The 14,614-nt window shown below is 71.8% G+C and carries 13 protein-coding genes; 10 read left to right on the forward strand and 3 right to left on the reverse strand.

Annotated features, from left to right (window positions below):
- Positions 1–215: 215 nt before the first annotated feature.
- The 3 genes from IG54_RS0136275 to IG54_RS0136285 all read right to left on the reverse strand — a co-directional run bounded on the left by IG54_RS0136275 (position 216) and on the right by IG54_RS0136285 (position 2,611).
- On the reverse strand, positions 216–551 hold the full coding sequence (locus IG54_RS0136275; RefSeq protein ID WP_030795109.1) for a hypothetical protein: 336 nt from the start codon (positions 549–551) through the stop codon (positions 216–218).
- Between the two features lie 171 nt (positions 552–722).
- Complete coding sequence (locus IG54_RS42375; RefSeq protein ID WP_158708999.1) at positions 723–1,463, reverse strand: hypothetical protein; 741 nt, start codon at positions 1,461–1,463, stop codon at positions 723–725.
- A gap of 404 nt (positions 1,464–1,867) precedes the next feature.
- Positions 1,868–2,611, reverse strand: a complete 744-nt coding sequence (locus IG54_RS0136285; protein ID WP_030795112.1) for a GntR family transcriptional regulator — start codon at positions 2,609–2,611, stop codon at positions 1,868–1,870.
- 123 nt (positions 2,612–2,734) lie between these two features.
- Here IG54_RS0136285 and traA point away from each other — a divergent pair, with 123 nt between their 5' ends.
- The 10 genes from traA (at position 2,735) to IG54_RS41705 (ending at position 14,340) form a co-directional block, all read left to right on the forward strand.
- Positions 2,735–3,271, forward strand: a complete 537-nt coding sequence (gene traA / locus IG54_RS0136290; protein ID WP_030795114.1) for a plasmid transfer protein TraA — start codon at positions 2,735–2,737, stop codon at positions 3,269–3,271.
- Between the two features lie 12 nt (positions 3,272–3,283).
- Entirely contained in the window at positions 3,284–5,281 is a 1,998-nt protein-coding gene (gene traB / locus IG54_RS0136295; protein ID WP_030795117.1) for a plasmid transfer protein TraB, read from the forward strand.
- A 122-nt stretch (positions 5,282–5,403) separates the two neighbouring features.
- Positions 5,404–5,934, forward strand: coding sequence for a hypothetical protein (locus IG54_RS0136300; protein ID WP_030795120.1), 531 nt, complete (start codon positions 5,404–5,406; stop codon positions 5,932–5,934).
- A gap of 8 nt (positions 5,935–5,942) precedes the next feature.
- Positions 5,943–6,857, forward strand: a complete 915-nt coding sequence (locus IG54_RS0136305; RefSeq protein WP_030795123.1) for a DUF2637 domain-containing protein — start codon at positions 5,943–5,945, stop codon at positions 6,855–6,857.
- Positions 6,858–6,873: 16 nt separating this feature from the next.
- Positions 6,874–7,074, forward strand: coding sequence for a hypothetical protein (locus IG54_RS0136310; RefSeq protein ID WP_030795126.1), 201 nt, complete (start codon positions 6,874–6,876; stop codon positions 7,072–7,074).
- 157 nt (positions 7,075–7,231) lie between these two features.
- Entirely contained in the window at positions 7,232–7,690 is a 459-nt protein-coding gene (gene ssb / locus IG54_RS0136315) for a single-stranded DNA-binding protein (protein ID WP_030795129.1), read from the forward strand.
- A gap of 329 nt (positions 7,691–8,019) precedes the next feature.
- Positions 8,020–8,373, forward strand: coding sequence for a hypothetical protein (locus tag IG54_RS41700; RefSeq protein WP_030795132.1), 354 nt, complete (start codon positions 8,020–8,022; stop codon positions 8,371–8,373).
- Between the two features lie 751 nt (positions 8,374–9,124).
- Positions 9,125–12,310 (forward strand): DUF927 domain-containing protein, encoded by a 3,186-nt coding sequence (locus IG54_RS0136335; protein ID WP_030795139.1) that lies wholly within the window; start codon positions 9,125–9,127, stop codon positions 12,308–12,310.
- The gene (locus tag IG54_RS39565; RefSeq protein ID WP_030795143.1) at positions 12,310–12,921 is read left to right on the forward strand and encodes a hypothetical protein; all 612 of its coding nucleotides are present in this window, start codon (positions 12,310–12,312) and stop codon (positions 12,919–12,921) included. Before IG54_RS0136335 ends, IG54_RS39565 begins: the two co-directional genes overlap by 1 nt.
- A gap of 228 nt (positions 12,922–13,149) precedes the next feature.
- Positions 13,150–14,340, forward strand: coding sequence for a hypothetical protein (locus IG54_RS41705; RefSeq protein ID WP_030795146.1), 1,191 nt, complete (start codon positions 13,150–13,152; stop codon positions 14,338–14,340).
- Positions 14,341–14,614 lie beyond the last annotated feature (274 nt).

Genomic DNA, 14,614 nt, shown 5'->3' on the forward strand with positions numbered 1-14,614 from the left:
AGGCGGCCCTCGGGAGGGCGGACGACCCCGGCCGGGACCGCGCGGTGACGTACGGGCGGCCCGGTACGTCAACCGGATGACGTACACCCGCGGTCCGGGAGCTTCCGGACGACCGCGGCCGGGGACGCCGGCACGAGGGGGCCCTCGGCTCCGCCGGGCATGGGTCGGCCCTGCTCCGGGGGGAGGGAGCAGGGGCCGCGGGGGGTGCCGGGAGGTTACCGCCGGGCTTCGGCCGCGTACACGGGCCGTTCGTCCGGGTCGACTCCGTACTCCTCCATGTAGCCCTCGGCGTCCGCCTTGCTGTAGTTGCTCGGGTGGGTGCCGGACTCGATGCCCCGAACGTCTCGCCAGGGGATCACCCGGGCGCCAATCCACGGCACGGTGTCCTCCGTGTCCCCCTCCCGGATGATGACGTGCCACACCCCCCGGAGGATCAGAGCGGAGGGCGTGAACCTCATGTACTGCGTGTTCGCCTCCACGTCTCCGGACTCAAGGGAGATCCGGCACAGCTCCCCTTCGGGGAAGACGCCTTCGAGGTCTGCGGGGTCCATCGGTCCTCTTTCTGTGGTTGCTGGTCGGCCGCGCCAACGCGTTGTTTCCGTCGACGTACTGCCGTTGTGCGCTGGTTTGCTGGTTGCTGGCGCGGTGTCTGTTTTCGACGTGCGCACGCGCGCTTTTTCCGGTGCGCGTCGCTGGTCTGGCGCGGTGCGCGAAAAACGCGACTACCGGAGCGGGTAGATCGTGGCCGTGATGTACGGCGCGCGGTCCGCGGTCGCGGCCAGGGGACGGGCGTGCGCGGGGCAGGTGTACGCGTCCGCCTCGGTCACGTCCCGCCGGAAGCGCACGGCGTGCGTGGCGGTCGCGCGGCACCGCTGGCCGTCCTTCGGCTGGTTGGTGTCCAGCGCTTCGCAGAGCCCGGGCGGCTGGTTGTACCAGACGAGCAGGGAGGTCCCGGTCGAGAGGGACCGGACGATCTGGCACACGTCGTCACGGCGCCGGAGATCCCGCTCGGGGAGCGTCTGGGGGTCAATCGGCTGCACGGCCGCGGCTCCGGCCGGGGCGGTCGGGAGGACTGCCGGCGGATTGGCCGCGGCCTGACGAGCGGGCCGGGGAGCAGCTGCTCGACGCGCGGGCGCGGGTGCGGCCGGGGCCCGACCCCCGAGGGCGGCCAGGATGCCGGCCAGACCACCGCGGGCACCCCCGGGAGGGAAGGCTCGGGCCAAGTCCTCCCGGCCCCCGGTGCGCATCCAGTCGGCCAGGGAGGGCCGTTCCGGCTCGTACGGCTCCGGCTCGTACGGCTCCGGCTCGTCGTCGTCCGGCTCCCACGCGGGCGCAGGGCGGACCCTGGCGACACGAGGCGGGGGCGGCGGCGGGAGGTGCCCCTCGGGGGACGGCCCGGTGTTCTCGGGGGTGCGGTACGGCACGCGTTGCCCGGTGCCGCACTCGGGGCACCGGATGGTCATGCGGTCCTTTGCCCGGGACTGCCAGGTGTGGCCGCAACGGCAGTCGACCCACACCGCGGGCCGGGCCGCGGCCTGTACGGCGCGGGAGGCGGCCCCGGTCAGGTCGGGCGTGATGGGGCCCTCCCATTCCTGGTCTACGCGGACGTGCCGGGAGGTCCGGCAGTGTGGGCAACGGGTGTTCCCGCCCCGGACGGTGGTCCGGTACGGCTCCGCACAGTTGCGACAGACGATTTGCACGGGGACGGTTCGCACGTTCCCCCCTTCCTGCTGGTTCCTGGCGCGGTCTCAAATTCGAGTCTGGCACGGGGGACTGACGAAAACGATCAGAAAATGGAACGGCCCCCGGTCCGGTGTGGACCGAGGGCCGTTCGGGGATCTGGCCAGGTGGCTACGGGGGCGGAGGGTCAGGGCCCTTCCGTGACGTGCCACACGCCCGGCCGGAGCGTGTCCTCCCACACCATCACCGGCCCTTCGTCGTCGTGCCAGACGGACCGCAGGACAAGCACGGGCACGGCGGCCCCGTCGGGTGCGTCTACCTCCAGCGCGGCCAGTTCGTCCGTCGACGCGATGCGGGCCGCGGCCATCTCCGGCCCCTGCGTCAGCTCCCGGCCGGTGCGCTGGCGGTACCAGTCGAGCCAGGTCTCCCCGCCGGTCTGGCCGGTGATCCGGGCGGACTCCAGTAGCTCCGGCACCGCGGCCCACATGCGGGGCGCGATGACGTTGATAGCCACCGTGGACGGCCGGCCGTGCTGCACGAAGGTGCGGCGCCTGAACAGGATCTCCGAGTGGGGTTCGACCCCCAGCTCCCGGCAGATGTCCGGGTCTGCGCAGGACCGGAGCGCGGCCACGTGGTCGCGGCTGGTCTCCGCGTGGCTGTAGTTCGGGCCCCCCCGCTGGATGCGCTTGACCCGCTGCGCGCCGGTCGTGACGACGGACGGACGAGCCAGGACGACGTACCCCTGTCGGGGTTCCGCGGAGACGAGCCCTTCGGCCTCCAACATCCGGTAGGCCCGGAGGGCTGTCGTGTTGGCGACCCCGAACTGTTCGCAGGTGGCGCGGAGCGTAGGGAGTCGTTCACCGGGGCGGATCTGTTCATCCGTGACCACCCGGCGGTAGTGGGCTGCGATGTCTCGGGCCGTGGTCGCCATGATCCCCTCTCATTCTCTGGTTGCGATGTGGTTGCTTACTGCTTGGTCTGTGTTCTACCGTAGCGGCAGAGCGAGCACAACGACAGCTCTCCCCGAACTCCTCAACGGATCGGAGATCAGCCGGTGAGCACACCGACCGCAGCCGCTTCGAGCGGCACGAACGGCAAGAACAACTCTGCGAAGTTCTCGGGTGCCTTTGCCCCCTCGTTCACGCTCAACGTGTCGCAGAGCAAGACCACGAACGGGGGCGGGGGCGGTGGCGGCCGTGGCGCGGTCGCCGCGCAGGGTGGCCGCGGTGGTCACTCCGAGGCCCTGCTCCCCCCGCCCGAGTTCACCTCTCCGGCGGACGTGCGGAACTACTGCAACCACCTGCGGGCCGTCATGGTGCAGGTCTCGTTCGAGGTGGCCATGGGCGCCGAAATCCTCAAGGGCGTGTTGTCCACGGTCCCGGACCCCGAGGGCCGTATCGGTGGCTCGAAGGCTCGGGCGTGGCGCGTCTCCCGGAAGCTCGGCAAGGCCGCGGACTCCGCCGCCGCCGCCGCGAAGAACGCCGCCGCCACCTACGCCGCGTTCCAGCAGGCGTACGAGGAAGAGATCAACCGCGTCCGTCACCGTGCCCGGCGCCCCCAGGGTCCGCGCATGGACTGGGCACAGCAGTAAGGGGCCGGGGCCATGGGTGAGAAGGACATCGAGCAGCAGCACGAGGAACAGCTCAAGGGCGAGTCGGCGTGGTCCGGGGTCGGCAAGTACCTGTTGCACCGGGCCAAGCCGCATCTTCCGCCGTGGCTCGGGGTCGTGGGCGTCGGCGTGGTCGGGGAGGGCGCACACCTGATGTGGGCCGATTCCCCGTGGGGCGCGGCTGGTCTCACCCTGGCCTCGGTCGCACTGACCGGCGCCACCTGGTGGGCGGGCCGGGGCACGAGTGCTCAGCGCCGGTTGCACTCCGCGGTCACGGTCGCGGCCGGGTCCGTGTGGGTCACCGCCGCCGCCCTGTCGGGTCCGATCACGCACCCCGTGATCGACCTGTACGCCATGGGCGGCCCGGTCGTGGCCCTGTCGTGGAACGTCCGGATGGTCATGCGCCGCAACCCCGACGCGGTCGGGGAGTCCTCGGACAAGGGTCTGTTGGAGAAGGTCGGTCTGGCCCGTACGAAGCTGGGCACGGTCAAGGTCGAGCCGAACAAGGTCACGGTGCCCTACGCGCTCCCGGCCGGGGAGGCGACCAACGACGACGTGTCCAAGGCGCTGCCTCGGGTCGCGTCCGCGCTGGACGTGCCGACCACGGCCGTGCGGTACCGGCCCGACCCCGACTCGGCCCGCAAGGGCGAGTTGGTCATCGTCCCGAACGACATGCTTCGGGAGGTCATTTGGTACCCGGGCCCGTCCTCCCCGGGCGGCTCGATTGCCGAACCGCTCGTCATCGGTGTGTACGACGACGGCCGGGAGCTGACGCTCACGCTCCCGCAGGCAATCCACCTGCTCGTCATGGGTGTGACCGGCGCCGGTAAGACCGAGGGCGCGATCGACGTCATGGCGGAGGTCCTGACCCGCCGGGACGCGATCGTGTGGCTGTCCGACCCGAAGCGGGGCCAGGACCTCGGGGAAGCGTTCGGCGGCTGTGACTGGGTGGTGACCACGCAGGACGGGGCCGCGGTGATGATCGCCGCGTTCGAGGCAGTCATCCCGGCCCGTCAGCTCTGGCTCGGTCAGCACTCCTACCGGTCGTGGGAGCCCGCGGCGGCCCGCACGCAGGACGACCCCGCGCACACCTGCCGGGAGGACGGCACGGCGTGCGGATGCCCCGGCATGCCGTACCTCGTGGGGTGGTTCGAGGAAGCGGCCAACACCCTGCGGGCCGTCGATGACGACGCGTTCACCGGCATCGCGCAGGAAGCCCGGTCGGCCGGCGCCTCCCTCGTGGTGTCCATGCAGCGCGCGTCCGGCTACCAGATCAGCACCGACACCCGCGCGTCCCTCCCCTCCGCTCTGTGCTTCGGCGTAGACGAGCGGGACGCCGGTTTCGCCCTCCCGTCCGAAGTGCTGGACGCGGGCGCCAACCCCGGGGCGTGGGGCAACAAGCGGCCCGGCTACTGCTACCTCGTGTCGGCCGGCGTGGACGAGGAACTGTGGTCCACCCCGTCCCGCACCTTCCGGAACAACCCCGTGACGCTCGAATGGGCCGTGCGGGAGTTCGCCCCGGTCCGCATGACCGTGGACGACGTGACGGCCAACGCCGCCGCCTCGGTCGCGGGACAGATCTACACCGACCGCCAGGGCCCGACCGCGGCCCCGGCCCCCAACGGCGGCCCGCAGCGTGCCGCCAGGACGGAAGACGACGACGTGACGACCGGTGAGCCCCTGGTGGACCCCGAGGACGAGGGGATCGACCCCGAGGCGGAACTCCCCGAGGCGGACGACACCCCGATGTTCGGGGCCCCGGCCGGGACCGAGCCGGACGACCCGAGGGCGGCCATGGAGGAGATCCTCCGGGAGTTCGAGGCGGAGGGCCGAATGGTCGTCCAGACGAAGGACTTCATGGAGCACTGCGACAAGCACGGCCGCTCCCGGCCGTGGGTCTCGGCAGAGCTCGGGCGCCTCGGTCGGGAGGGCCGCCTCGTGCCCGCCGGCAAGAACAAGTACCGCATCGTCCCGGCCATGGCGTCAGCCTGACGGCCTGACACCTGACACCAAACCCCCAGGTAGACGCGGTGTCAGAGCGGCTGACATCCCGCTCTGACACCGCCTGACACCGGGCCCTGACAGGGGGCCCTGACACCCACGAAGGAGACCCCGTGAGCAGCAGCAACGAGTATCCCGCACCGGGCCGGGAGGTCGGGCCGGATGACCTGACCCGGTTCCTGATCCCGGACACGCCGGCATCCCTGGTCACCCCGCCCGAGCGGCCCGAGGCGGCCCCGGCCGCGGCCACCGAGCGGCCCGCGATCCCGTCCACCGAGGCCCTGCTCGCCGCGTGGCAGCAGCAGCAGACCGCCGCCGCCCTCGTGCAGTCGGGGGCCCTGCTCCCGCAGTCCGCGGCCCTGGCCGTCCCCGAGCACGACCCGATCGTGCCGCGGTGGGTCTGGCGCGCGTCGGCCGTGACCGCCGCCGTGTCGGCCATGGCCGGGGTGGTCGGGTTCGTCGTGTGGGGTGTGTCGCTCGCCCTGACCGCCGCCGTGTCGGCCGTGTCGGCGGCGGCCCCGTACCTCGGGGGAGCGGTGGTTCTGGCGGTAGCTCTGGCGCTCCTGTGCCGGAAGCGGCCCGGAGCCGACACACTCTCGGTCAAGGTCGTTCAGAGCGTCGTCGTACAGAGCAAGCGGAAGTAGGTCCCGACATGCGGAAGATCAGCACTCGTGCCGTCCTCGTAACCGGCGCGGCCATCGTCGCAACCGTCGCAATGGCTGCGTCGGCCGACACGCTCGCCACGCTCGGCGGCGCGGTCGGGTGGGGACGCGAGATGAAGTGGTCCCTGCCCGTGTCGGTTGACGTGCTCGCCCTCGTGTCGGGTCTGGTCTGGCTCACGGCTGGACTGCCCGAAGCGGCACGGTCCCTCGGTCGGTGGCTCACCCTCGTGACGGTCGGCGGCTCGATGGTCCTGAACGCGATCGGGCATCTCGTGTCGACGAACCACATCGTGGTCGGTCCGCCCCTGGTCATCGCCGTGTCGGCCGTGCCGCCCCTGGCCGCCGCCCTGGCCGTCCACCTGGCCGCCATGACGGCACAGGGCGGACGCGGGCCGAAGAACGACACGGCCCCCGTGTCGGTCCCGGCTCCGGCCGACACGATCCCGGCCCCGGCCGACACACCCCGTGTCCCGGTCCGTGTCGGTGCCGACGCGGGAACCGACACGGCCGACGCGGACGACACGGCCCGGACGGAAACCGACACGGCAGCCCTCCCGGCCGACACGATCCCGGCTCTGGCCGACACGGGAAGCGTGCCGGTTTCGGCTCCGGCCGACACGGTGCCCGAGCGGCAGACGTACAAGCTCGACCCGTTCGCGGAGCGGTACGTGCCGGCCGACACGGAACTGACCGACCCCGGCACGGCCCGGCCGCTCGTCATGCCGGAGACCGGCGGACGGCTCACGGATGCCGAACTCGACGCGGTCGTCGTGCTCCTGATCCGGGAGACCGACCCGCCCCGCTCGTACCGCCAGATGGAGGACCGGTTCCGGGAGCTGGGCTACAGCGCTTCCGCCGCTCGTCTCCGGGCCGCGTGGGGACGCGTGGCCGCCCCCGCCAACTGACCCCGAGGGAGGGGCCGTGTCCGCACCCGAGCAGATCACCCGAGACCGGGCGTTAGAGATCGTGCGCGACTGCTACACCACCGGCCAACCCCAGAGCACGGCCGTTGACCTGACCGGCTACTCCCGGTCGTGGGTCGCGGCGCAGTACCGGGAGCTGAAGGCTCGGGGGATCTCCCGAGTCGCCGGCCAACTGGAACTGTTCGACCTGACCGGCTGATCGCGTTCGGGCCCGGTCCCCACCGGGCCCGTTCGTGGCCGTCCGGCCAACCCCTTCACCCCCCCTTGAATTCAACCGATCACCCGGCATAGTCGGCGGGGAGTCGCCGGAAACGGCGGCTCGTCGCATGGGCCGGGCCCACAGAACGGAAGACGACATGAGCAGCAGCAACGGCACCCCGATCACCCTCGTGGGCAACCTGACCGATGACCCGGAACTCCGCTTCACCCCGAGCGGGGCCGCGGTGGCGAAGTTCTCCGTGGCCGTCAACCGGCGGACGTACGACGCGCAGTCCGGGGAGTGGAAGGACGCCGGCACCGACTTCCACCGGGTCTCGGCCTGGCGGTCCCTGGCGGAGAACGTGGCCGCCACGCTCGCCAAGGGAATGCGCGTCGTGGTCGTGGGCGACCTGCGACAGCGGACGTGGACGGACGAGAAGACGAGCGAGAAGCGTTCGGCGTGGGAGGTCGACGCGTCCGCTGTCGGTCCCGATCTGGCGTTCGCCACGGCCACCGTGAGCAAGACGGCCCGAACGAGCGGGGCCGCCCCGGGGGATGAGGCGTGGGAGACCGCGAGCCGCACCCGTCCGGCCGGAGCCCCGGCCGGCGCCCGGTAGTCACGGCGTATCGATACGTTCCGGTATCGGGGGCCCTCCCCGTACGGTGACCGCGAACGGCCAGGCGGCCCGGCTCCCTCCCCTTCGGGAAAAGCCGGGCCGCCCTCGTACCCCGGAGCCGCCCCTCGGTCCCGGCCGGGAAGGGGAGCGAGCCCTCGGGGGCCGTTGTACGTCACCTAGTTGACGTACCGGCAGAACCGTTGACGTACAGGCGAACCCGGCCGGGACCGAGGGGAGCGACACGCCAGATTCACCCGACGCGGGAGTGGCGCAGGGCAGTTGACGGACCGTATGATCTCCAATACGGACTATCGATAAGGAGTGGTGAGGTGACCGCAACCGCGACCATCGACACGGCGCCCGGCTCCGCGGCCCCGCAGGTTCCTGCGGACTGGCACGTGACCCCCGAGGGCACCGTGGCCGTGACGGAGGTTGCCCGGACCGCGGGCGACTACCCGGCCGTGAACTACACCGTGCGCAAGTGTGGAGTCCCGGTCGTGGGTCGGGAGGGCCGCGGCGGGGGCCGCTACATCCCCGTGTCCGAGGCTCTGCTCCTGGTGGCCGCCGCCGCCCTGGCCGTGGCCGCCGGGGTGGCCCTGGCGCAGATGTACCGGGCGATGAAGGCGAACGGCGCGACCATCGGCGCGGACGCGCTGACCATCCCTCTCCAGTTCGGGAGCTGACCCGGTGACCGCCAGGACGACGACCCCGAGGGAGGTGAGCACCGTGCAGAGCCCTGACCGCCTGTTGGACATGTTCCTTCGCATGACCGAGGAAGAGTTCCTGATCATCTGGCGTTTCGGAGGGTTCCGCGGTCGGCCCCCGCAGGACGTAGACCGGCGCATCGTCGCCATGGTCAAGGGCATGACCCCCCGGGCCCGGCGGTCCGTGGCCCGTGCGTTCGTACGTGCCTTCGCATCGCTCCGGCCGCAGGTCCGGGCCGCCCTGGCGGCTCTCCTGCTCGCCCTCGTGAATCGGCCGGCCGGGATAGCGCTCCCGGCTCCGGCCCCTCGTGCTCTGTCCCCTCAGAGGAGGTGCCACCGGCTCACCCCGGCCCGCGCTCCGTGACCATCCGACCCCGCTTCGGCGGGGGTCACGAGCAGCAGGCACCCACCCCAGAAATGCCGAAAGCCCCGAGATCCGACTCCCGAGGCTTAGGCATCGATCCGTTGCGAGGACCAACGTGTATTCCAAGAGTACCCAGTCAGCACCCGTGCTGACCACAGATCCCCGAGTGACCCCGGTCGGCGGCTCCGGCCGGGTGACGACCGTCACGGACGGAACGACCGCCTACCTGATCTGCCGGACCGTACGCGGTCGCGGCGGGTGGGGGGTCCACACCGCTACCGGTGACCTCGTGTCCTCCGGGTGGCCGACCCTGACCCGCGCCCGGTCCTACGCGGACCGTCTCCTGACGCGGGCGGGGGTCGACTCATGACCGAGACCCTGACGACGACGACCCGGGCCCGGGAGACCGAGGGCGCGGCCCGCATCCCCGGCGCGAAGATCAGCAAAACGGAGTGGTGGTTCCGACCCTCGGACCGCATGGTGTTGCAGGTCGCGTTCATCGGCTCCGGTGACGAACGGATTCCCGTAGGGGAACCGGTCGGCACCGTCCCCCCGGTCACCGGGTGGGTCACGAAGAAGGATGAGGACGGCCAGGACACCACGATCGAGTACCGGCTCAAGGGCAAGTCGGGCCGGTGCGTCGTCGTCTCCGAGGATGACCTAGACCGCGGCACGTGGGCCGGGAAGGTCGGCCAGGAACGGCCCTCGGGCCAGGATGCCAAGCTGGCGTTCGCCCTCGTGATCCGCCAGGAAGCGCGCGACCGGGCCCCCGAGGTCACCGCCGTGCCGTACATGGACGGCGGCGCGATGTTCTTCCCCGAGGCGGACACGCAGAACATCGGTTACCGGCAGCTCGCCGGAGCCGAGGACGACGCGCGCAAGGTATGGCGCACGATCCTCGGGCACGCGATGCGGCACCCCAAGACCCTGCTTGCCCTCGGGTCGTTCATGGCGGGGCCGCTCGTCACCCCGGCCGGGGTGCCCGCGCACATCGTGAACCACACCGGGCCCGGTCAGCAGGGCAAGAGCACGACGCAGGTCGTACAGGCCGGCATGTTCGGCCGGGTAGACGAGGGCGTGCTCCGGTCCTGGAACTCCAGCGCGCAGGGCATCCCGCAGATTCTCCGCAGGGCCCGTTACCTGCCTCTCTGCCTGGAAGAGAACAGCGCCAAGGGCGACGGGGTGGCCAAGACGGAACAGATGATGTCCGCCATGGTCGGGGGTGCCAACCGGTCCATGGGGTCCGCGGACGGCAACGGCGGGACTTCCCTCGGTCGGTGGCGGTCGGTCCTGTCGTCCAGCTCGAACCTGTCGCTTCGGCGGCCCGGGCAGTCCGAAGACCTGGCCTCCCGGCTGTACGAGCTGGGGGCCCCGTTCTGGCCGAACATCTACGTGGACCGGGACGGCCGGGAGGTCCCCGAGGGGACCGCTCGGTGCATGCACCTGTCCAAGTGGGTCAAGCGGGCCGCTACCAACTTCCACGGGTGGCCGCTGGAGTGGGCCATCAAGGGCGGATGGTTCACGGCGGAAGGTCTGACCAAGCTGCAAGACGCGCACGACGCGGTGACGCAGCGAATCGCCCCCAAGGGCGGCGGCATCGCCGGCACGGTCGGAGAGGTCCACGCCCTGTGGGCCGTGGGTGCCCACCTGCTGGGCCTGGCGGTCGGAGTCGAGAACTGCGGGGAGATTGCCGAGGCGGAAGCGGTCCGGCAGCTCCCGGCCGCACTGATCGCGTCCGCATCGGCGGCCCTGACCCCGGCCGAACAGCTCTGGGAGGCCATCACCGCGGCCATGGCGCAGGGTCACCGGTTCCCCGAGGTCGACCTGACCGCGGGTGACCCGGCCGGGACGCTGCGGGCCGTCATGCGGGAGCGTGGCAACGACGTTCACGGGTTCGTGTCCACCGCGGACAACCGGCTGTGGTTCATCCCGGGCAAGCTGCGGGAGGTCGCGGAACGCGCGCACCTGGCCGACACCCTGCACGCGGCCCTCGTGGGCATGCGGGGCGCCGGAATCCTGCCTCCGGGGGACGGGAAGAACCTGACCTCCCTGTGCCCGCGGCCCGTGCGCGGGATCACGGGCCTGGGAACCCGGCTGTACCGGTTCGACCTGACCGTGGCCGGGACGGAGTACGGCGGCCAGGGCGACGACCCCGAGGGCGGCCCGGACGGCTCCGGCCCCGAGCAGGGCGGCCCGCGCGAGTGCAACGGCTACAACTTCGGCAAGCCGTGTGATCTGCCCTTGGACCCGAGGGGGGACTACCCGAACGGACGGCACCCCACCTGTGTCCCGGCCCCGCCTCGGAACGAGTGGCCCGCCGGCACGATCGGGGCCGAGGTGGCGGCCCTCCCGTTCCCCGAGGGCGACCCCGAGCCCGAGGCGGCCCTCCCGGCTCCCCGGCCCGAGGCTCCGGCCCCTGCTCCGGCGCCCGCGGTACGTCAACCGGTAGACGTACCGGCCCCCTCGGGTGACGTTCGCCCGTCCCGGCCGGGAAGGAAGGCGCCCGCCCTGGCGGTCCCGGACGGCCCGCACTCGGAGTTCCTGGCCGCCGCGGTGGCCCGCAAGTCGGTGGCGAACGAGCGGCAGCTCGGGGCCCTGGCCGAACGGCTCGCCCTGCTCGATGACCCGGAGATCGGGGAGGCTCCGGCCCGGCTCCGGCTCCTGTTCGCCATGGAGGGCAACCGGGAGGCGCCCGGGCCGTTCGCTCCGTTCCTGCGTCGCACGTCCCCCCGGTGGCAGCCCGAGCGGCCCGCGGTGATCGATGCCGTACGGGTCATGGACGGCTGGTCGTGGGAGCGGGAGGACTACGACGGCGAAGTGGTCGTGATGGACCGCAACGGCTCATGGCCGACCGCCGTTTCGTCGGTCCGGGTCGTGCACGGGGAGTTCGAGCACACGGGCGCGGTGGAGGACCTGACCGGGCAGGCTCCGGCCCCCGGCTACTACAAGGTGCGGGTGTACCCGTGGACCGAGACTGACCTCCCCTCCCCCCTCGGGAACGAGACCGTGGGCGAGGAACGGTGGATCACCGGCACCCGCATGCACCTGTTGGCAGACCTGGCCGCGGCCGGCCGGTGGCCCGACGCGTCCGCCTCGGACTCGTGGACCGGGACCGCCGTGCGGCTGTCCTCGTGGGCCCACCTGATCGGGGAGTGCCGCCGGTACGCGCTGGAGACGCACGGCCGGGAGTCGGGCGCCTACGACGCGGTGAAGGAAGCGTTCGGCCAGTCCATGGGCCTGATGTACGGGTCCCTTGACGACACGGCCGGCGTGACCCGGCGCAAGTGGAACTGCCGGAGCCGCCGCACGGATTGGGTCCACGCGATCAAGGATCAGGCGTCCGCGACCATCTGGCGCACGGCCGACAAGGTGCGGCAGCTCGGGGACGGCATGGCCCCGGTGTCCCTGCGCAACGTCGATGAGCTTGTCCTCCCGGCCGCGGCCCTGGCGGCGGCCACCGAGGGCGACCGGCCCGCGCTTCGGCTGGACGACTCCGGTACGCAATTCGGCACGTGGAAAGTCAAGGGCACCGAGTCTTGGGGGGATGAGTAATGGCGAAGAAGCGGGACACCGGAGAAGGCGACAAGTACTCGGATGCCGAGGCGGACCGGGTGGCCGACGCAATCGAAGCGGCCTACGCGGATTGGGCGAACACGGCGGAGCCTTCCCGCGTCGACGTGAAAGCGAAAGTCGAATGGGCCGGGCACGTCATGCCCGCCAACAATGGTGTGCGCCGCACTCGAATTGACCTCCCCCCGGAGAAAATGCGGGAAGTCCGTAAGGCAGCGGAGAAAGCCCGGAATGCCTCGGGAAAGCGGCGGGCCGCCAAACCGGCCGCTTCCTATAAGGCCAAGGGGTGGGAAGCGCAGTTCCGGCAGCTCTTTAAGACGGCCAAGGGATACGAGGCCATGAGCAAGGCTGGAGTGTCGGCCACAAAGCAGACCCTTGACCGGTGGCTGACCGGATCGCAGACCCCGAGCAAGGCGAACCGGGAAGCCATCGAGCGGGCCTACGACGGAATGCGCAACCGGCCGTTGACCGAGGCGCGCGACGCTGCACACGCCGCGGCCAGGGAGGCGGCGGACGCGATGACCGAGGCCATGAAGGCGCAGTACGGCGTGAACATCCGGTTCCGGGACATCGAGCACTTCCGGTTCGAGTGACGCCGGCCGGACCGACACCGGGCCCCCGCTCCCCCTTCGGGAGGGCGGGGGCCCGGGTGGTTCCCGCAGGTAAGACCGGTGGTCAACTCCCCGCACGTATCGGCCACTTCCCCGGGGGTAATCGGGCTGATTCCCCCACGTAATGGGCCCCTGACGTGGGAAAATGCAGGGAACGGCTCACCGGAACTTCCCCCCGCGTAACCCCGATCGCACACGAGGACACCCACCATGAGCGACCCCTCCCGGCTCCGCTGGACACCCCCCGACCCGACCCAGCTCCCGGAGTGGCGCGCGCAGTTGCTTGACCACCTGGACGACGACCGGACCCGGACCACGATGCGGGCCGCCCTGCAAGCGGGCCGCTTCACGATCGTGCCCTCGGTCCCCGGCATCGGCGCGTCCGATGAGTCCGTGGCGTCCATCCTGCTCACGAAGTGCGAACGGCGGCGGCTGGAGTCGGCAGAGCTGTACTACGCGACCCCGGACATGACCGCCCTTGCCCTGGCCGCCGCGCACACCCCGCCCACGGAGCCGGTGACACTCTCCCGGCTCCCCTCGGAATCGGGCCTGATCGTGTTCGGGGAACCGATCGGCGGATACACCGAGGACGCCGGGGCCGCCCTGGCGAACACCCCCTTCGGCCGGCCCAACGCGTCCGCCGTGATCACAACCCCGATCGTGGCCGCCTCGTGGTCCGTGTGGGACCCCGGGGAGGTCAATCTCGACCGGGGGGAGGTCCGTTGGTTCCACAAGGGTGCGGGGTCGTCCGGCCTGATTCCGGCCGACTGGTCGGGGGTGTGGATCACCTTCTACAGCCCCCGCGGCCTGTTCTCCGGACTGCCACCCGAGACCGTGATCGGGACCATGCGGGACGGCATGGTGATGACGGCCGGGATGATCGATGCCAACCGGGAGGCCAGCGGGCCGCCCCTCGGGTGGGACAACGAGATGTTGCTCCGGGAGGGCGCCCCGTTCGGCCCTCCCGTGCCGGACACGACCGACCGGTGGGCCCACGTGCTCTACACCGCGTGGCAGCTCATGGCACAGCAGGGCAAGAGCCGTTGGGCCGAAGTGGACGAGATCCCCCGGGCCCGCTCGGGCGCGAAGCGGGACCGCCGGCAGGGTGTCACCGGCTCGTCCGCGGTCCGGGTCGTCCGGGTCCACTCCACCCACCGACCGCCCCCGCAGGCCGCGCAGGACGACGCGCAGGCCAGCACCGGGCGCCGTGAGCCGCAATGGTCCTGCCGGTGGCCCGTGCGCCCGTACCGCCGGTCAACGTGCATGGACCCCCGCGCGCATGCCGAGGGCGGGTGCCGGCACGAGGACCGGATCGTCTCCGGCCACATCAAGGGCCCCGAGGGCGCCCCGCTCCGCACCGGGGAGACCGTGCACCTGTGGGACCAGCAACCGGCCGACTGACCGCCGGAGTTCGAGCAGGGCCCCCGCTCCCCCGGGAGGGCGGGGGCCCTGTCGCGTCCCCTGTCGCACGGCCTGTCACGCCCCCTGTCACACGGGCGCCTGTCACGCGCCCCGACCTGCGACGGACCCCCCCGGCACTCCCCCTCGGGGCCGGGCGTGACGGGCAGCGTGACACCCCGGACCGCGGGTGTACGTCATCCGGTTGACGTACCGGGCCGCCCGTACGTCACCGCGCGGTCCCGGCCGGGGTCGTCCGCCCTCCCGAGGGCCGCCT

It is taken from the genome of Streptomyces sp. NRRL S-920, assembly GCF_000717945.1.
Classification (GTDB): domain Bacteria; phylum Actinomycetota; class Actinomycetes; order Streptomycetales; family Streptomycetaceae; genus Streptomyces; species Streptomyces alboniger.